Genomic DNA, 18,664 nt, shown 5'->3' on the forward strand with positions numbered 1-18,664 from the left:
ATGGCCAAAACACCCGCCAAAAAAACCGGCAAAGGCTTTGAAGAAACCCTTTGGGATACCGCCAACCAGCTGCGCGGCAGCGTGGAATCCTCTGAATACAAACATGTGGTACTCAGCCTGGTTTTTTTGAAATTCATCAGCGACAAGTTCGAGGCCAAGCGCAACCAACTGATCAATAACGGCCAGGAAGCGTTTGTCGAGATGGATGTTTTCTATCAGCAAGACAACGTGTTCTTCCTGCCCGAAGCGGCCCGTTGGTCCTATGTGAAGGCCCGCGCCAAGCAGGACGATATCGCCGTGATTATCGACACCGCGCTCGCCACCATCGAGAGCAGCAACCAGGCGCTCGCCGGCGCTCTGCCCGACAACTACTTCTCGCGCCTCGATCTGGAGCCGACGCGTCTCTCGTCATTGATTGATACCATCGAGAACATCGACACCCTGGCCAATGAATGCCACCTGACCGAAGACGATCTGGTCGGCCGGGTCTATGAATACTTCCTCGGCAAGTTTGCCGCCACCGAAGGCAAGGGGGGCGGTGAATTCTATACCCCCAAATGCATCGTCACCCTGCTGGCCGAAATGCTCGAACCCTATCAGGGCAAGATCTACGACCCCTGCTGCGGTTCCGGCGGCATGTTTGTTCAATCGCTGAAATTCGTCGAAAGCCATCAGGGCAAGAGCAAGGATATCGCCATCTACGGGCAAGAGCTGACCAGCACCACCTACAAGCTGGCCAAGATGAACCTGGCGATTCGCGGGCTTATCGGCAACCTGGGCGAGCGCGCCGCCGACACCTTCTTTAACGACCAGCACCCGGATCTCAAGGCCGACTACATCATGGCCAACCCGCCGTTTAACTTAAAAGAGTGGCGGGGCGAGGCGGAGCTCACCGACGATCCGCGCTTTGCCGGCTTTCGCACCCCGCCTACCGGCAACGCCAACTATGGTTGGATCCTCCATATGCTCGCTAAACTCTCGGAGGATGGCACCGCCGGCTTTGTGCTGGCTAACGGCTCCATGAGCTCGAACACCAGCGGCGAAGGGGAAATTCGCCAAAAACTGATTGAAGATGACCGCATCGAATGCATGATCGCCCTGCCGGGCCAGCTCTTCTTCACCACCCAGATCCCAGTCTGCCTGTGGTTTATGAGCAAAAACAAAGCGGCCAACCCTGCACTCGGCTACCGCGACCGCCGGGGTGAAACCCTGTTTATCGACGCCCGCGAGCTCGGCACCATGGTCGGCCGTACCACCAAGGAACTCACCACCGAGGATATCGCCCGCATCAGCGATACCTTCCACGCCTGGCGCAGTAGCGACGCGGAGCTGGCGCGCCGCATCGCGGCTAACGAGATCGGCATTGCGCGTTATGAAGATCAGCCCGGCTTCTGCAAGGCCGCGACACTGGCTGAGATGGCAGCCAACGACTTTGTGCTGACGCCGGGGCGCTATGTCGGCGCGGCGCAAGTGGAAGATGACGGCATCGCCTTTGAAACCAAAATGCAGGAACTGACCCAAACTCTCTATCGCCAGCTAAATGAGGCAGCAGAGCTTGATAAGGCGATCCGTGACAATATGGAGGCGCTGGGTTATGGCGAGTAAATGGAAAACAACGAAACTCCTCGATCACTATGATATTCGTTCTGGCTTATCCAAACCTGCAGAAGACTTTGGTTCTGGCTATCCATTTTTGACGTTTAAAGATGTTTTCTATAATTATTTCACTCCTGACATATTGGGTGATTTAGTTCAATCTAACGATAAAGAACGAGCGAGTGGCTCAGTCAAACGTGGCGATGTATTTCTAACCAGAACTAGCGAAACAATGCATGAACTCGGCATGAGCTGTGTAGCCCTCCAAGATTATGAAAATTCAACTTTCAACGGCTTTTGCAAGCGTTTACGCCCACATAAGGAAAGTGAATTAGCCCCAGAATATGTTGGTTATTATTTGCGCAGCCCAAAGTTTCGACAATCAATGCTCGCATTTTCAACGATGTCAACGCGAGCTAGTCTTAATAATGAAATGATCGGTCGTCTTGAGATATCTTATCCATCAAAAAATGAACAGATCAAGATTGCCAGAATACTCAAAACTCTAGATGACAAAGTCGCCCTCAACCGCCAAATTAACCAAACCCTAGAGCAAATGACACAGGCGCTATTTAAATCCTGGTTTGTGGATTTCGATCCGGTGGTGGATAACGCGCTCGATGCGGGCTTCTTCGAGCAGAATATTGATCTCCCCAACGAACTGCTGCGTCGCGCCGAAGCCCGCATGGCGGTACGTGCACAAGATGGCTTTAAACCCATGCCAGACTCCACTCACCAGCTCTTCCCCGCAGCCTTTGTGCAGTGCGCAGAGCCTTCTCTTGGCCTAGGAGGCTGGGTACCGAAGGGGTGGAATATATCTACAATCGGCGATGAATTTACTGTTAAAGGTGGATCAACCCCCAGCACCACCAATCCCAATTTCTGGGAAGATGGTGATATTCATTGGACATCTCCCAAAGATCTATCTGGCAATCCTGATAAAATTTTGCTCACAACTGAACGTAAAATAACCTCAACTGGATTAGATAAGATCACGTCAGGTTTACTACCACCAGAAACTGTACTAATGTCGTCTCGCGCACCTGTAGGATATTTAGCTATCACAAAAATACCTACAGCTATCAATCAAGGATATATTGCCGTCACAAAGACCAAACACCTATCCCAAGCGTTTGTGCTATATTGGTTAGACTCAAATATTGAACTAATAAAAAGTTTGTCTGGCGGTACAACTTTTGCTGAAATCAGTAAAAAGACATTCCGAACCATACCCATAGTTATTCCCGATAGCCAACCAATTGATTTGGCATCAAATATTATTTCCTCTCATCTAGATAAGATCAGTGCCAATGCTGCGGAGTGTAGACAACTAGAAAAAATTCGAGATTATTTGCTTCCTAAGCTAATCAGTGGCGAACTCGAGGTTAATCCATGAGTGATAACTCTTTCCGCCTTAGATTGAGTACAAGAGCGATAGCAGAAACAGAAAATGCTATCGAGCTTATAGCGCAAAAGGACCGTCTGGAAAGGGCTATTCACGCACAAGACCCTGCCCTTTCTATTGATTTGTCAAAAGCGTTTCTCGAATCAATATTCAAGACAATAATATCTGATCGGCTAGAGGAACCTGATTTACGGAAAGATTTCTTCCCTCTATTTAATGACGTTAAAAGTAACCTAGCATTTAGTGACAATGTTGATGTTGCGAATAAACTCTCTCGACTGGCAGGCTCTATAGTCAATGTAACTAATGAGCTTAGAAACAGGTATGGAGCAGCTTCTCATGGCAATGATGGTTATCATCATAGTGGGCTTACAATTGGCGACGTAGAGTTTGTAGCATCATCTGTAGATGGTTTAGCTGCATTTCTTTATCAGAAACATCGAGAAACTCTCGAACCAGAAAATCATCACCGAATCCAATATGACGATTATCCTGATTTCAATGATTGGATTGATGGACAATACAAATCTTATTCAATGGAATTATCTGACCAAGTAATTATTAATTACACCGCGAGCAAAATGCTTTTTAACAATGACCTAGAAGTGTATAGGGAAATGCTGCTCCAATATAGCTCGACTGAAAATGAGGAAGAAAATGACGATGATGACTAATACCTCATATTTCAATGAAAGCAAATTGGAGCAAGCCATTATCGACCTACTGGGGGAATACCGTGATCAGAGGGGTAATACCTGCTACCCCCACTTTGTCGGCTGCAACTTAACGCGAAAAGACAAGAGTGACGTTCTTCTCACAGCCGATCTAAGTGCTTATCTTGCAGAGCGCTATCAGGATGAGGGGATCACGCCGGGGGAAATTACGTCGATCGTGCGCCAGCTCGACACCCTGCCGGCCAGCGATCTTTACCAAAGCAATAAGACCTTCTGCCACTGGCTCGGCAACGGCTTTCTGCTCAAACGTGAAGATCGCAGCCAGAAAGACCTGCATATCGAGCTGTTCGATAGCCGCACCCTGCCTGACCTGTTAGCTCGGTTGTTTGCCAACGCCGACCAACATGCCGCCAATCCAACGGCGCGCATGGCAGAAGAGGCGAAGCTGTGGGATCTCAGCGATTGCAACCGCTTTCGGCTGGTCAATCAGTTAGAGATTGAGGGGAAAAACCGCGATGGTGGGGTGCAACTGCGCATCCCCGATGCCATCTTGTACCTCAATGGCTTGCCGCTGGTGGTGTTTGAGTTCAAATCGGCGGTGCGCGAAGACGCCGCCACCCTTTATGACGCCTGGCGTCAGCTCTGCGTACGCTATCGGCGCGATATCCCTAAGCTCTTCGTCTACAACGCGTTTTGTATCATCAGCGACGGGGTCAACAACAAGCTCGGCAACCTGTTTGCCCCCTACGAGTTCTACTACGCCTGGCGCAAGGTGAGCGGGTGCGAATCCACCGAGAAAGACCAGGCGACCCACGGCATCAACGCGCTCTACACCCTGATCCAGGGGCTGTTCCACCCTCTGCGGCTGCTCGATGTGCTGAAGAACTTTGTCTTCTTCCCCGATAACGCCAAGCATGAGGTGAAGATCTGCTGCCGCTACCCCCAGTACTACGCAGCGCGCAAACTCTACTACAACATCAAAAAAGAGCGCCGACAGGTGGCCGCGGATGGCGAGTTGCTGGGCGGTAGCGGTAAAGGCGGCACCTACTTTGGCGCTACCGGCTGCGGCAAAAGCTACACCATGCTGTTTTTAACGCGCCTGCTGATGAAGAGCATCGATTTTGAAAGCCCGACCATCGTGCTTATCACTGACCGTACCGATCTCGACGAGCAGTTGGCCAAGCAATTTTGCAGCGCCACCGCCTTTGTCGGCGATGCCATCATCGAACCGGTGGCAAGCCGACAGGATCTGCGGGAAAAACTGGCCGGCCGCGCCAGCGGCGGGGTATTTCTTACCACCATTCACAAGTTCACCGAAGATATCCAACTGCTGTCGACACGCAGCAACATCATCTGTATCTCGGACGAGGCGCACCGTAGCCAGGTGAACCTCGACCAGAAGTTGGTGATGAACCTGGAACGCGGCGTCCTCAAGAAAACCTACGGTTTTGCCAAATACCTGCACGATTCACTGCCTCACGCCACGTATGTCGGCTTTACCGGCACGCCCATCGACGCCACTCTTGATGTGTTTGGCGCACCTATCGACAGCTACACCATGACCGAGGCGGTCAACGACGACATCACGGTACGCATCGTCTATGAGGGGCGCGCCGCGAAGGTGGTACTCGACAACGACAAGCTCAACGAGATTGAACGGTACTACCAGGAGTGCGAGCAACAAGGCGCCAGCGAATACCAGATTGAAGAGAGCAAGAAGGCCAGCGCCAATATGAACGCCATATTGGGCGACCCTGACCGGCTCCAGGAACTGGCGAAAGATTTTATCAAACACTACGACAAGCGGGTCGCTGAGGGTTCCACCATCAAGGGTAAGGCGATGTTTGTCTGCGCCAGCCGCGAGATCGCCTATGACTTCCATCAGTGTCTCAAGGAACAGCGCCCCGGCTGGTTTGTCGCCCAGCAGGCTATCGACGGCGTCACCCTCACCGCGACAGACAAAGACGAGTTGATGGCGTTGCCGTTGGTTAACCTGGTGATGACCCGGGGTAAAGATGATGGGGCCGAGATGTATGAACTGCTCGGCACCAAGGAGTATCGCAAAGCGCTGGACAAGCAGTTCAAAAACCCCAAATCCAACTTCAAGATCGCCATCGTGGTGGATATGTGGCTGACCGGTTTCGACGTGCCCGAACTCGATACCCTCTACATCGACAAGCCGCTGCAAAAGCACAACCTGATCCAGACCATTTCGCGGGTCAACCGCAAGTTTGCAGGCAAACAGAAAGGGCTGGTGGTCGACTACATCGGCATCAAGAGCCGGATGAACATGGCGCTGGCCATGTACTCCAAAAGCGACGAGACCAATTTCGAGGATATTCGCCAGTCGCTTGTCGAAGTACGCAATCATCTGGATTTACTCGGCAAACTCTTCCACACCTTCGACAGCCGGGATTACTTCTCAGGCGAGCCGACCTTACAGCTTGCCTGCCTTAACCGCGCCGCTGAATTTGCCCAACAGACCAAGAAGATAGAGCTGCGATTTATGGGGCTGGTGAAGCGTTTGAAAGCCGCCTATGACATCTGCGTTGGCAGCGAGGAGCTCACCCAAACCGAGCGCGAATGGGTTCACTTCTATCTGGCAGTGCGCTCCATCGTCTACAAGCTCACCAAGGGGGATGCTCCCGATACGGCGCAAATGAACCAGAAAGTGCGCGAAATGATCGCCGAAGCGCTCAGGGCCGATGGCGTGGAGGAGATCTTCGCCCTGGGCGACGAGCAGGCCGAGACCATCGATATCTTCGACGACGAGTATCTGGCGCGGGTCAGCAAGATCAAACTGCCCAACACCCGGGTACAGTTGCTACAGAAGATGCTGGAAAAAGCCATCAGCGACTTTAAGAAAGTCAACCAACTGCAGGGGATCAACTTCTCCAAGCGTTTTAAGGCGCTGGTGGAACAGTACAACGAGCGCAAAGAGAACGATGTGCTCAACGGCGAGGAGTTTGACACCTTCACCCAGCAGATGACCGATATGATCTACGACATCAAGGCAGAGATGATGTCGTTTAGCGATCTTGGCATCGACATGGAGGAAAAAGCGTTTCTCGATATCCTCGAACACATGTGCGTGAAGTACCAGTTCACCTACGACGAGGAGAAGATGCTGGCGCTGGCCAAAGCGATGAAGGTCATCGTCGATAACACCGCCCAGTACCCCGACTGGAGCAACCGCGACGATATCAAAGCCAAGCTGAAGGTCGATCTTATCCTGCTGCTGCACCGCTACGACTTTCCGCCGGTGGCCAACGACGAGGTCTACAAGAGCGTGCTGGAGCAGGCGGTAAACTTCAAAAAGTACCAAGCATGAAGGTTTAATCCCGAACAACGAAGCAGGGAAACGCAGGGAGTAAGCGCCCGGTAGTTTTTTTCGCCGTATTGCAGGGCATTTTGCGAACCGCGTTACAGAAACTGAGGGCCAGCCTAAATGCTGCGATATACCGGATCCCACCGCTGCTGAACTGAACGCGATGTCGATGCTGTTGCCAATCCCCGTCATCCGACGAGGGCATCCTCTCATGAGTAAAATACCCACATCCGCACCAGAGAGCACCTCCGGTGCGGGCATTGATATTCCGTCGGCTCCCTACGACATGATCAACCCGCCATCCACATTGATCGTCTGGCCGGTGATGTAGCGTGCGTCGCTTGATGCAAGGAACGCCACCAGCCCGGCCACATCCTCCGGCTTGCCCGCACGTTTGAGCGGGATGCCTTGCACCCACTCTGCCATCAGTTCCCCTTTGCCGTAGTGTTTTTCCTCGGTGCTGAGGATTTCACCCCATACCCGGTCGTTGTAGTCCCACATGTCACTGTCGATGATGCCGGGGCAAAACGCGTTGACGGTGATGTTCCACGGGGCCAGTTCTTGTGCCAGGCTCTGGGTAATGCCGATGACGCCCATCTTGCTGGCGGCATAGTGCGGCGTATAGATAAACCCTTTGCGCCCCTGCCCGGACGAGGTATTGATCAGGCAACCGTGCTGCTGCTTCACCATATACTTCGCCGCCTCGCGGCAGCACAGCCACACGCCGGTGGTATTCACCGCCAGCACCCGCTCGAAATCGACTTTCGGCATCCGGTCAAAATAATCGATGGTGATGACCCCGGCGTTTTGTACCGACACGTCAATCCGCCCGAAGCGCTCTGCCGCCTGCTGATACAGCGTCTGCACCTGTGCTTCATCGGTGACATCCACCACCCGTGGCAACACCTCTGTGCCATAACGGTGCTGTATATCCGCTGCTGTCGACATCACCCGTTCCGAGTTGGACACCATCACCAGATGAGCGCCATCGCGGGCAAACCGTTCGGCGATGCCAGCGCCAATCCCGCGGCAGGCACCGGTAATCACCACCGTCTTCCCATGAAAATCGCGTTGCATCGTCTGCTCCTCACTCAGGATGATTCGCCTGCCACAAGGTACGTTGTACCGCCTCCTGCCACCCCTGCCAGCTCGCCTGATAACGCTGATGGCGCGCCTCGTCCGGTAGCCAACTGTCGTGCGTCGGCAGTAACGGTTCCAGTTGCTGATCGCTCAACCGGCCCAGAGTGCGCCGCGCCAGTAACCCGGCCCCCAGCGCTGAGAGTTCGGTGGTGGTGCTGCGCGCCACCGGGCAACCCAGCAGGTCAGCCTGAAACTGCATCAACCAGCCGTTGCGGGTCGGCCCGCCATCCACCATCAACTGCGCCAGATGAAAATCCGGGTGTTGCTTCATTGCGGTCACCACATCGGCTATCTGGTAGGCGATCGCCTCCAGAGCGGCACGTACCAGATGCGCCTGACCACTGCCGCGACTGAGTCCGCACATCAGGCCACGCGCGCGATCGCTCCACCAGGGCGCACCCGCACCGGTCAGCGCCGGGACGAAATACACCCCGTCGGTGGACTCGATACTGGTGGGCAACGTCTGCAACGCCTCACTCAGTGCCGCCTCCGGCAGGGCGTTCAGCCCGGTGGCCTGTAGCATCCAGGCCACACCATCGCCAGTATGGGGAATATTCCCCTCCAGCGCATAGACCGCCCGCTCACCATCGTGCCAGGCCACAGTGGTCGCCAGGGTGGTGATACGTGTATCCGGCACGCCCAGCGGGGCCATCACCGACGAGCCGGTGCCGTAAGTCGCTTTCACCCCACCCGCACGCCCCAGCCCGTGGCCGTACAGCGCGGCGTGGGAATCGCCCACCATCGCCAGAATCGGGATGCCGTCCGCCACGCCGGGCACGCCGCAGGTCACGCCGAACTCACCGGCCGACGGCATCAGCTCTGGCAACGCGGCGCGTGGAATGCCGAACAACGCCAGCATCCCGTCATCCCATTGCAGGTGGTGCAGATTAAGCAACTGAGTACGGGCAGCGTTGGAGAGATCACAACGGAACTGCCGCCCGCCGGTCAGGTGCCACAGCAGCCAGGCATCAATGGTGCCGAGGCAAATCTCACCACGCGCCGCTCGGGCGTGACCATCCGGCGTGTTGTCCAGCAGCCAGCGCATTTTCGAGCCGGAGAACAGCGGGGCCACCGGCAACCCGGTCGCCGCGCGGATAGCGGCCTCCTGCTGGCTGTGCCGTAATTGTTCGCAAAACGGTGCCGAGCGGGAACACTGCCAGGTCAGCGCCGGGGAGATAGGCTGGCCGTTATCACGCCGCCAGCCGATAGCGGTTTCCCGCTGGTTGCTGATAGCCAGCGCCGCGACCCGTTCAGCCCCGACCTGGGCTATCACCTCGCGCACCACCACGAATGACCCGGCCAGCAGCGCCTCACCGTCCTGCTCCACCCAACCGGCATGCGGGGTCATCAGGCCAAGCGGGCGTGACGCACGCGCCACCACCTGACCGAGCGCGTCAATCGCCACCGCCTTGACGTTACTGGTGCCTTCGTCGAGTGCGATGATCACGTCTCTAGACATGGCTCACCTCCGACAACGGGTTAACTGACTGCTTTTTTTCATGGCGACGCATCATGACCACCTTGTTTTGCAGCCGCTGCTGGAACTGGTCGATCACCACCGCAGTGACGATCACCAGCCCCTTGATCACCATTTGCCAGAAGTCGCTGACGCCCATCATCACCATGCCATCGGCCAGAAACACGATCACAAACGCACCGATGATCGAACCGGAAACCCGACCGCGTCCGCCCGCCAGCGCGGTGCCGCCCAGCACGGTGGCACCGATGGCGTCCATCTCGAACATATTGCCGGTCATCGGGTGGGCGGTTTGCAGTTGCGAGGCCACCACCAACCCCACCAGCGCGGCACACAGGCCGGAAAAGGCGTAGACGAAGATTTTGACGTTGACGATCGGCACCCCGGCGAGACGGGCGGCGGACTCATTGCCGCCGATGGCATAGATATAGCGGCCCAGCGGGGTTTTACGCGTCAGGTACAGGCCGAGCAGCAAAAACGCCAGCATCAGCCAGATCGGCAGATAAATACCGAGCAGCGTGCCAGAACCCAGGAAAGCAAAACCGGTGTTGCCCAGCTCAGGCATGCCGTTGAGATTGGCGTAGGTGCTGCCGTCATTGAACAGCAGCGCAGCACCACGGGCGACATACATCATGCCCAGCGTACAGATAAACGGTGCCACCACCAGCCGGGTGATCACCACGCCGTTGACCAGCCCAATCAGCATCCCCAGCACCGATACGACCAGGATCACTTCCGGCACATTGAGAAACAGGATATTGCCGCCCCACAGTGGAATACCGTTAGTGAGCAGCGCACCGGCCACCATGCCACAGATACCGGCGACCGCACCGACGGAAAGATCGATACCCCCGGTGAGGATCACCAGCGTCATGCCGATAGCCAGCAGCCCGGTGATAGCCACATGTTGGGTCATGATCAGCAGGTTGGATGGGGTGAGGAAATTCGGCACCATCAGGCTGAAGAAGACAATCACGATCAGCAAAGCGATGAAGGTACGGGCCTTCAGCAGGTACATATACAACGTGTATTTTTGACTCATGATGAACTCCGGCCGGTTAGTCGTGAGGGGTGGAAGCGCTGATGAGGATTTCGCGGGTAACCTGACTGCGCGGCAGATCGGCGGTGATGCGGCCGTCAGCCATCACCAGAATACGGTCCGCCAGCGCCATCACTTCGTCCAGTTCGGACGACGAAAACATCACCGATAATCCCTGCTGCGCCATACGCCCGATCAGGTGGTAGACATCGGTTTTGGCTCCCACATCGATACCGCGGGTTGGCTCGTCGAGCAGTACCACCTGCGGCCGGGTCATCAGCGCCTTGCCCAGCACCACCTTCTGCTGGTTGCCGCCGGATAGCGAAGTGATCGGCAGTTCGTCGTCGCTGACCTTGATAGCCAGTTGGCGCACCATCTCATCCACCTGGCGGGCCTCATCCGGTTCACGCAGCCATGTCCAGGCGCGCCAGAAGCCGCGCAGGCTAAACGACGACAGCGTCATGTTGGCGCGAATAGACATCAACTGCACCATGCCTTCGCCCTGCCGGTCTTCCGGCACCAGCGCGATGCCTTTTTCCAGCCGCTGGCGAAATCCCAACCCGTCGAGGCAGTCGTCGTTCAGTTGCACGCTGCCCTGCTGGCACGGCATCAGGCCGATCAGCCCTTTGAACAGTTCGGTACGCCCGGCGCCCAGCAGGCCGTAAATCCCCACCACTTCGCCTTTGCGCAGGCTAAACGAGACGTCGTTCAGGCGATAACCGCCACTTTGGTGCAGCGCCGTCAGCCCGCTCACCGTCAGCACGGTGTCGCCCTGCGGCGCAGGCTGGTAGTCAAAATGCTTTTTCTTGTCGCCGACCATCTGTTCGATGATCCAGGGCACGCTGGCGTGGCGCACTTCACGCTCGCAGATGAAACGACCGTCACGGAAAATGGTGATGTGGTCGCCAATCTCCATCAGCTCTTCCAGCCGGTGGGAGATGTAAATGATGGTGACGCCGCGCCGTTTGAGCTGTTCTATCACGCCGAACAGCACCTTCACCTCCGACTGGCTCAGCGCCGAGGTCGGCTCATCCATAATCAACACCCGGGTGTCTTTGGATAACGCACGGGCGATCTCCACCAGTTGCTGATGGCCGATGCCCAGCTCGCCCAGCGGGGTGTAGGGGTCGATATCCAGTTCCAGTCGCTCCAGCAAGGTTTTCGCCAGCGCGTACTGGAATTTTTCGTTGATGACGCCGCGCTGGAAAAACTCATTGGCGATGAAAATGTTGTCCATCACGTTCATGTTGGGGAACAGGTTCAGTTCCTGAAAAATGATGCTGATACCCTGTTGTTCCGCCTGCTGGGTCGAGCCCAGCGTCACCGGTTTGCCATCCAGCAGAATCTGCCCGGAGGACGGCGTTTCCACCCCGGCCAGCATCTTCATCATGGTGGATTTACCCGCGCCGTTCTCACCGATCAGCACGTTGACCTTATTGCGATACACCCGGTAGTTGACCTGATCGAGCGCGGTCACCCCCGGATAAACGCGTGACAGGTCGCGGGTTTCGATAATCACCTCCGGCGCGGTCTCAGCCTGCGTCGTCGGCGATGCCGTGGTGACCACCGGGGTTACCGGCATCATCACCGCTCTCATCGGCATGCTCATATCCGCCATCATCCCCCCTTACCGTCACGCGTTATCTGCGCCGGTGTGATATCCGGCACCGCCTGCGGGATATCCCAGCTACTGAACACCCCCACCACGTCGAGCCGGTCGCCCACTTTCGGGTGCGCCGCCTGAATCATCGTCAGGGCCTGCTGATTGATGGCGCGGCCAAAATCGCCGTACAACACCTGGTCGTTAAAGTCCTGATAACTCGCGCCTTTATAACTGTCGCGCAGGTCAGTACCGCGCAACGTCGGCCCCAGTTGCACCGGAATGCTCTGGCCGTCGGCGTCTTTAATCAGCATTTTGCCGCTGCGTGAAGCGGTATCGAGTTGTTCCACCGTGCCGGTGATACGCACCGTGAACACACAGGCGTTTTCATCCTGCGAACGGTAACCAAACTGCTTACAGGCAGCATCCATATCGCTGCTGCTTTGCAGGTCTTTCAGCAAGGCGGCAAGCGGACGCGCTTCTTTGACCAGTTGCGGCACCAGCTTCTGTTGCCAGGTTTGCCCGATATTCGCCATATGGGGATTAGGGGGATGACGCAGGTCGGCCAGTTCCTGCTGCGACACGATGCGGCATCCGCCCAACCCAAGAATGGCCAGCGCCAGCCAGACTTGTCTGGACATACTCTTCTCCTTCTGCGCCCCCGCAGGGGCGCGACAGCATGGACTCAGGATTTGAAGTTGAAGTCTTGCACCTTGCTCGCGTTACCCTGTTGGATCAGGATGCCGCGGAACATGACGCGCTGTTTGGCGGGTTTCACGCCCTTCTGGAGATAGTTGTCGAGGTCGGTCACGCCCTGCGCGGCGATGGCCTGCGCCTGCAACATCACGGTGGCCTTCAGCGAGCCTTCTTTCACGGCGTCGCGTTCATCGTTACTGCCGTCGATGCCGACCACCACCACATCATTACGACCGGCGGCTTTCAGCGCGGCAATCGCCCCCAGCGCCACCGGGCCATTACCGCAGATCACCCCTTTCACATCCGGGTGCGCCTGCAAAATGCTGTCCATGATGCGTTTGCCGTCGATCAACGTCCCTTTGGCATCCTGACGGGCAATGCTCACCATGCCGGGGTACTGATCCAGCACCTGATGGAAGGATTTGGAACGGGTCACACAGTTGTTGTCCGCCAGGCTACAGGTCAGCTCGGCGTACTTGCCTTTCTCGCCCATCTTTTCGACGAACACGTTGGCGACATCGGAACCCGCCTGGAAGTTATTGTGGGTAATCTGCTCCAGTGCCACGTCATCCACCGGGATTTCGCGGTTGATCAGCACCACCGGAATGCCGGCGTCTTTCGCTTTTTTGATCGCCGCGACGCTGGCGGTAGAATCGGCGTTATCCAGCACGATACCCTGTACTTTCTTGCCGATGGCCGCGTCGATAAGCTCGCTTTGCTTCTTCACGTCTTCACCGTGGGAAAGCACCGTGGTTTTATACCCCAGCTCCTGTGCTTTCTTGTCTGCCCCTTTCGCCTCTGACGCGTAATAGGGGTTATCCAGTGAATTGACCAGAATCATGATGGTGCCTTTTTCCGCCGCGTGGGCGGTCAGCGATAAGGCACTGGTGATGGCAGCAGTTAACAGCATTGAACGCAATTTCATGATGATATCTCTCTATCTTTCGTTATTGTCGGGGTACAGCGAAACAGCGTAATCAATTGTTTTTGAATCTATTTTTAAATCTGTTTTTAAATCTATGGGCAATGCGTTTCGGCCATCACCAGATGGTGAATCCGCCGTCGATCATCAAATCAGCGCCGGTGATCATGTCGCTGCCGTTACTGGCGAAAAACAGCACCGCCGCGGCAATTTCATCGGTGTAGGCAAAACGCCCGAGTGGGATCAGCTTTTTCATCGCTTCGCCTTTCTCACCACGCCACGCTTTCTCGCCCATCGGCGTCAGCACCACCGTCGGCGACAGTGTGTTGACGTTGATGTGGTGCGCTGCCAGCTCTTTCGCCATCACCTTGGTCATGCCCAGCAACCCCGCCTTGGCAGAGGTGTAGGCCACGTGGTTGTCGATAGCGATAGACGCCGCTTGCGAGGCAATATTGATAATCTTGCCGCCGCGACCGGCAGCCACCATGTGGCGCGCCGCCGCTTGCGAGCACAGGAACGGGCCGGTCAGGTTGACGGCAAGCTGCTTTTGCCATTCGTCGAAATCGGTTTCCAGCACCGGTTGCAGCATCACGTAACCCGCGCAGTTGACCAGGATGTCTATCTGGCCGTAGTGCGCCGCGACGGTGGCAAACGCGTTTTCCACGTCGGCGGGCGCGGTGACGTCGCACTCGACCAGCAGCACCCGCGTCGGGTCAAACTGTTCGGCAGCCTGCGCCGCTTTGTCACGCTCAAACGCGGGATACAGCAGCGCCAGACGCGCACCTTTTTCCAGCAGCATTTCGTTGCTCGCCATGGCGATACCGCCCAGCCCACCGGTGACCACCGCCACCTTGTCGTTCAGGCTGAGCCCGGTATCCACGCCATAACGCAAATTCACGTCATACTCGTTGTCATGACTCATCAGGTTGTTCTCCTCAGGCAATGGTGCGTAACGCAAGCTGTTCCAGGGTTAAGCGCAGTCCGGCAGCGTCGATATGAAACTGACGACGCAAGGCGCTGCGGCTGCTGCTATGAGTAAATTCATAAGGTGGGACACCCAGTGCGGTGAAGCGCTGCCGCGCATGGTGTTTATGCAACAATTCACCAATGATGCTGCCAAGGCCACCACTGAGTACGTGTTCTTCCATCGAGATCACATACCGGTGCTCACTAATAATTTCCAACAGTGATATTTCATCTAAAGGCCACAATGAAGGTAAGGATATGATGGTGGCATCCGTCGCGGCGGCCAACGCTTCATGGACAAGAGTGCCGAGGCAAAACACCACCACGTCACTCCCTTGCTGCACCACTTCCGGTTTGCCCGGCGTCAGCGACCAGCCAGGCTCATGCAGCACCGGCACTTTGTCGCTGTCCATGCGGATATACACCGGCCCACGATGATGAATGGCATAACGCACGACCGCGCTGGCCTGCACCGCATCCGCAGGCGCGAAAATCTGCAAATTGCCGAACGAACGGGCAATCGCGATATCGTTCATACAGTGGTGGGTCGCCCCCAGCGGGCCGTAGGCGAACCCGGCGTTCAGCCCCAGCATTTTGACGTTAGCGTCGGTATAACAGATATCGTTCTTCACCTGTTCGTTAGAACGTGCCAGCAGGAACGGTGCCGCATTAGCGGTAAAGACCGTCGGGCCGCTCAGCGACAGACCGGTCGCCATCCCGACCATGTTTTGCTCGGCAATCCCGACGTTCACCACCCGTTCAGGGAAGGCTTTCTCGAACGGTGCGATTTTCGACGTGGAGGTGGAATCCGCCACCACAACGCACAGATTAGCGCCTGCGTTTTGCTCTTCGAGCATCGTGGCGATTACGGCATCACGTAAGTCTTGCATCATCACTCCTCCAGCTCCGCCAGCCCCTGCGCCAGCTGTTGATCATTCGGCACCGCGTGGTGCCAGGCCGGTACGTTGGCCATAAACGAAATGCCGTGCCCTTTTTCGGTATTGGCGAGGATCACCCGCGGCTTGCCAACGGTTGGCGCGTTTACCGCGTCGATGATGGCCGCCGGGTCATGGCCGTCGCACTCGACCACCTCAAAACCAAAGGCGCGCCATTTATCTGCCAGCGGCTCCAGCGGCATGATGTCTTCGGTTTTGCCCGCCAGTTGCAGACGGTTTCGATCGACAATGGCGACCAGGTTATCCAGCCGGAATTTGCTGGCGGCCATCGCCGCTTCCCAGTTGGAACCTTCTGCCAGTTCACCGTCGCCCATCAGCACAAAGACGCGACGATGCGCACGGCTTGCCAGTTTGTTACCCAGCGCCAGCCCGGCACCGATCGACAACCCATGCCCCAACGCCCCGGAGTTAATCTCCACCAGATCCGGCAGTTTCTGGTGAATCGGATGGCCCGCCAGCAGCGTGTCGTCACCCATAAACTGATCCAGTATCGCCGGGTCGATCAGCCCCATCGCCGCGGCACTGCAATACAGCCCGCCTGCGCCGTGGCCTTTCGACAAAATGAAACGATCCTGATTCGGCCGCGCCTGCGAACGATCCATCACCGCCATAAACAGGGTGCAGATAATATCCACCTCCGACAGGTCCGCGCCGGTGTGCCCTTTGCCCGCCCGATGATTCATCTGCAACACATAGCGCCGGGCTTGTCGCGCTGTCTGTCTGATTGTCTGTACGTCCACCCTATACCTCCTGATCGCTGACAAATCGCTCCCGATCACTTTCAATTGATTTTCGATCGAAAACATACACCCTCTATTTAGCCTATTCTGTGGACGAGATCAAATATCAAACAAAAGCAGATCAAAATAAAACCACCCACAGAGCGCAACGATCGGCTATCAGCACCACACTGCGGGCGTAAACAGCGCAAGAACTGGAGGATCGCATGGCGGGGTCAGCGAAAATGTCCATGCTTTTTCGCCGCCTTCACCTCGCATTCCACGCAGGTGAAGGGTAAACTTGATGTCAATTAGCGGGTTGACGACGGAACATCGTCACCGGTTTCGGTACAGGAGAGTTTCGATTGAAAAGCAAAAGTGAACAACTGGCGGATATGCAGCAACGCAGGGAGAAAATTCTGGAGATGGTGCGCGAAGACGGCACCGTCACCGTGAAAATGTTGACCGAAACCTTCGGGCTGACCGAAGCCACGATCCGCACCGATCTGCGTGAATTACAAAAAGAGGGTTACGTTCAACGTTATTACGGCGGGGCCACGCTGGTGACCGGCAAGCAAAATACCGGTGCCTTGCTGCTGGAACGGCAGATCAATCTGGCAGAGAAAGACGCCATTGGTCGGCTGGCTGCCACGCAGATAGAAAATGGCGACACGGTGATTTTCGATTCCGGTACCACCACCACCGCTATCGTCGAACACATGACGGCGATTCACCGGCTGTCGGTGATTACCACCGCGGTCAATATCGCGCTCAAACTGGGCGGCGAACCCGGCATCAATATCCTGCTCACCGGCGGCACCTTCAAGTTTCCTACGCTCTCCACCTCGGGTGAAAAGGCCGCCAGCTTTTTCGAAAACGTGCTGGCCGAAAAACTGTTCCTCGCCACCGCCGCCATCTCCCCGCGTATGGGACTGAGCTTTCCCAGCGAAACCGACATCAAGGTCAAAAGCGCGATGATCCGCTCCGCCAAAACGGTGTATGTGGTGGCGGACTCCAGCAAGATAGGCAAGGTATCGATGTTTGCCCTGCCGTGCGACTGGAGCAACATCCACTACCTGATCACCGATGCCGGCATCAGCCAGGAAGCCGTCAACGCCTTCGAAGCGCTGGGGGTTACGGTGATGGTGGCGAGCTGAACCCGCAGCATCAGGTCGCAGGAATCGCTTTCGCAGACAACCAGAGGCTTGCCACCGGGACGCTCGCGCCCCCCCCCCGGTGGTACGCTGGCTACTGGCGTGCTCCGATAGCCAGCCGATTGAACGCGCTCATCAGGGCGATGGCAAAGCAAAGATCGGCTATCTCCGTCTCGGTGAAGTGGTCGCGCAGCGGTGTGAAATCCGCATCCGGTGCATGGGTCTGCGCCACGTCGACCAGTGATTCCGTCCACGCCAGCGCGGCCTGCTCACGCGGGCTGTATAACGAACACACCCGCCACCCTGCCAGACTATCCACTTTTTCATTGCTGACGCCTGCGCGCCGCAACCATCCGGCGTGCATGTTTAAACAAAAGGCACAGCCGTTGATTTGCGAAATGCGTAAATAAACCAGTTCGATCAGTTCAAGACCGAGCGTGCTTTTCTCCAGCGCTTTTTTGGTCGTCAACAGCCCCTGGTAGGCTTCCGGCGACAGCGTGGCATACGGCAAACGTAATGTACTCATCGTGTTTCTCCACTGTAGATCGGCGCGTTAAAACGTAGGGCTCGCGCCAACAGCCCCTGACGAAAATAGAAACGGTGGGCTAACGCATTGGATAACGCAGAATCCAGCACCAGTTGGGCACACTGTTCGCGTGCCGCTTCCTGATACATGGCCTGCATCAGCCGATCGCCAATGCCCTGCCCGCGCACCTCGTCCCGGCATACCAGGTCATCAACGTACAGAAAGCGCCCATACACCAGATTTTCCTGCACCCGGTACCCAGCCAGCCCAAGCGCAACATCGGCCTGCCAGGCGACCAGCAACTGGTAGCCATGCTGTGCCTGCCGTTGCACCTGACGAACAAATTGCTCGCCGTCGGTTAAATGCGGTCGCAAGGCCTGCATCAGACTAAAACACGCCCGTTGTTCCGCCTGACTCGTGGCCCATGCCAGATGAATGTCAGCCATCATTTCGATCCTTACGCCAT

16 protein-coding genes are annotated in these 18,664 nt (G+C 56.3%); 5 read left to right on the top strand and 11 right to left on the bottom strand.

The annotated features are described in order from the left end of the window. From FAZ14_RS12665 to FAZ14_RS12680, 4 genes are read left to right on the top strand one after another with little or no spacing between them, the layout of a single operon-like run. Entirely contained in the window at nt 1–1,605 is a 1,605-nt protein-coding gene (locus FAZ14_RS12665) for a class I SAM-dependent DNA methyltransferase (protein ID WP_153508636.1), read from the top strand. Beyond that, on the top strand, nt 1,595–2,992 hold the full coding sequence (locus FAZ14_RS12670) for a restriction endonuclease subunit S (RefSeq protein ID WP_153508637.1): 1,398 nt from the start codon (nt 1,595–1,597) through the stop codon (nt 2,990–2,992). Before FAZ14_RS12665 ends, FAZ14_RS12670 begins: the two co-directional genes overlap by 11 nt. Further along, on the top strand, nt 2,989–3,675 hold the full coding sequence (locus tag FAZ14_RS12675) for an abortive infection family protein (protein ID WP_153508638.1): 687 nt from the start codon (nt 2,989–2,991) through the stop codon (nt 3,673–3,675). Before FAZ14_RS12670 ends, FAZ14_RS12675 begins: the two co-directional genes overlap by 4 nt. Then, entirely contained in the window at nt 3,668–7,006 is a 3,339-nt protein-coding gene (locus FAZ14_RS12680) for a type I restriction endonuclease subunit R (RefSeq protein WP_153508701.1), read from the top strand. The genes FAZ14_RS12675 and FAZ14_RS12680 overlap by 8 nt, the downstream gene beginning before the upstream one ends. Nucleotides 7,007–7,282: 276 nt before the next feature. Here FAZ14_RS12680 and FAZ14_RS12685 read toward each other — a convergent pair whose 3' ends face one another. The 9 genes from FAZ14_RS12685 to FAZ14_RS12725 all read right to left on the bottom strand — a co-directional run bounded on the left by FAZ14_RS12685 (nt 7,283) and on the right by FAZ14_RS12725 (nt 16,539). Then, the gene (locus tag FAZ14_RS12685) at nt 7,283–8,080 is read right to left on the bottom strand and encodes an SDR family oxidoreductase (protein ID WP_153508639.1); all 798 of its coding nucleotides are present in this window, start codon (nt 8,078–8,080) and stop codon (nt 7,283–7,285) included. Between the two features lie 10 nt (nt 8,081–8,090). Further along, a complete protein-coding gene (locus FAZ14_RS12690; protein WP_153508640.1) occupies nt 8,091–9,602 on the bottom strand; it encodes an FGGY family carbohydrate kinase in 1,512 nt (503 codons plus the stop codon). Beyond that, nucleotides 9,595–10,662, bottom strand: coding sequence for an ABC transporter permease (locus tag FAZ14_RS12695; RefSeq protein ID WP_153508641.1), 1,068 nt, complete (start codon nt 10,660–10,662; stop codon nt 9,595–9,597). Before FAZ14_RS12695 ends, FAZ14_RS12690 begins: the two co-directional genes overlap by 8 nt. Nucleotides 10,663–10,678: 16 nt before the next feature. Continuing rightward, nucleotides 10,679–12,277 (bottom strand): sugar ABC transporter ATP-binding protein, encoded by a 1,599-nt coding sequence (locus tag FAZ14_RS12700; RefSeq protein ID WP_153508642.1) that lies wholly within the window; start codon nt 12,275–12,277, stop codon nt 10,679–10,681. Next, nucleotides 12,277–12,900 (bottom strand): DUF2291 family protein, encoded by a 624-nt coding sequence (locus FAZ14_RS12705; RefSeq protein ID WP_153508643.1) that lies wholly within the window; start codon nt 12,898–12,900, stop codon nt 12,277–12,279. The genes FAZ14_RS12700 and FAZ14_RS12705 overlap by 1 nt, the downstream gene beginning before the upstream one ends. 44 nt (nt 12,901–12,944) lie before the next feature. Continuing rightward, complete coding sequence (locus FAZ14_RS12710; RefSeq protein ID WP_015847963.1) at nt 12,945–13,880, bottom strand: D-ribose ABC transporter substrate-binding protein; 936 nt, start codon at nt 13,878–13,880, stop codon at nt 12,945–12,947. A gap of 115 nt (nt 13,881–13,995) precedes the next feature. Then, complete coding sequence (locus tag FAZ14_RS12715) at nt 13,996–14,799, bottom strand: GolD/DthD family dehydrogenase (RefSeq protein ID WP_033581477.1); 804 nt, start codon at nt 14,797–14,799, stop codon at nt 13,996–13,998. 13 nt (nt 14,800–14,812) lie between these two features. After that, nucleotides 14,813–15,736, bottom strand: a complete 924-nt coding sequence (locus FAZ14_RS12720; RefSeq protein WP_193744073.1) for a transketolase family protein — start codon at nt 15,734–15,736, stop codon at nt 14,813–14,815. After that, nucleotides 15,736–16,539, bottom strand: coding sequence for a transketolase (locus FAZ14_RS12725; RefSeq protein WP_016943255.1), 804 nt, complete (start codon nt 16,537–16,539; stop codon nt 15,736–15,738). Before FAZ14_RS12725 ends, FAZ14_RS12720 begins: the two co-directional genes overlap by 1 nt. Nucleotides 16,540–16,883: 344 nt before the next feature. On the opposite strand from FAZ14_RS12725, the gene FAZ14_RS12730 reads away from it, so the two are divergent. Next, nucleotides 16,884–17,675 (top strand): DeoR/GlpR family DNA-binding transcription regulator, encoded by a 792-nt coding sequence (locus FAZ14_RS12730; protein ID WP_038925036.1) that lies wholly within the window; start codon nt 16,884–16,886, stop codon nt 17,673–17,675. A 91-nt stretch (nt 17,676–17,766) separates the two neighbouring features. Here FAZ14_RS12730 and FAZ14_RS12735 read toward each other — a convergent pair whose 3' ends face one another. Both FAZ14_RS12735 and FAZ14_RS12740 read right to left on the bottom strand, forming a co-directional pair. Next, on the bottom strand, nt 17,767–18,198 hold the full coding sequence (locus FAZ14_RS12735; RefSeq protein ID WP_153508644.1) for a carboxymuconolactone decarboxylase family protein: 432 nt from the start codon (nt 18,196–18,198) through the stop codon (nt 17,767–17,769). Further along, nucleotides 18,195–18,644, bottom strand: coding sequence for a GNAT family N-acetyltransferase (locus tag FAZ14_RS12740; protein ID WP_153508645.1), 450 nt, complete (start codon nt 18,642–18,644; stop codon nt 18,195–18,197). Before FAZ14_RS12740 ends, FAZ14_RS12735 begins: the two co-directional genes overlap by 4 nt. Nucleotides 18,645–18,664 lie beyond the last annotated feature (20 nt).

The sequence above is a fragment of the Dickeya oryzae genome (assembly GCF_009372235.1).
In the GTDB taxonomy this organism is placed as follows: Bacteria; Pseudomonadota; Gammaproteobacteria; order Enterobacterales; family Enterobacteriaceae; genus Dickeya; species Dickeya oryzae.

Coding starts and splice junctions, on each gene's coding strand:
- FAZ14_RS12675 (WP_153508638.1), top strand. CDS start 2,989: ATGAGTGATAACTCTTTCCGCCTTAGATTGAGTACAAGAGCGATAGCA.
- FAZ14_RS12685 (WP_153508639.1), bottom strand. CDS start 8,080: ATGCAACGCGATTTTCATGGGAAGACGGTGGTGATTACCGGTGCCTGC.
- FAZ14_RS12715 (WP_033581477.1), bottom strand. CDS start 14,799: ATGAGTCATGACAACGAGTATGACGTGAATTTGCGTTATGGCGTGGAT.
- FAZ14_RS12735 (WP_153508644.1), bottom strand. CDS start 18,198: ATGAGTACATTACGTTTGCCGTATGCCACGCTGTCGCCGGAAGCCTAC.
- FAZ14_RS12680 (WP_153508701.1), top strand. CDS start 3,668: ATGACTAATACCTCATATTTCAATGAAAGCAAATTGGAGCAAGCCATT.
- FAZ14_RS12705 (WP_153508643.1), bottom strand. CDS start 12,900: ATGTCCAGACAAGTCTGGCTGGCGCTGGCCATTCTTGGGTTGGGCGGA.
- FAZ14_RS12700 (WP_153508642.1), bottom strand. CDS start 12,277: ATGGCGGATATGAGCATGCCGATGAGAGCGGTGATGATGCCGGTAACC.
- FAZ14_RS12665 (WP_153508636.1), top strand. CDS start 1: ATGGCCAAAACACCCGCCAAAAAAACCGGCAAAGGCTTTGAAGAAACC.
- FAZ14_RS12695 (WP_153508641.1), bottom strand. CDS start 10,662: ATGAGTCAAAAATACACGTTGTATATGTACCTGCTGAAGGCCCGTACC.
- FAZ14_RS12690 (WP_153508640.1), bottom strand. CDS start 9,602: ATGTCTAGAGACGTGATCATCGCACTCGACGAAGGCACCAGTAACGTC.
- FAZ14_RS12710 (WP_015847963.1), bottom strand. CDS start 13,880: ATGAAATTGCGTTCAATGCTGTTAACTGCTGCCATCACCAGTGCCTTA.
- FAZ14_RS12720 (WP_193744073.1), bottom strand. CDS start 15,736: ATGATGCAAGACTTACGTGATGCCGTAATCGCCACGATGCTCGAAGAG.
- FAZ14_RS12740 (WP_153508645.1), bottom strand. CDS start 18,644: ATGGCTGACATTCATCTGGCATGGGCCACGAGTCAGGCGGAACAACGG.
- FAZ14_RS12670 (WP_153508637.1), top strand. CDS start 1,595: ATGGCGAGTAAATGGAAAACAACGAAACTCCTCGATCACTATGATATT.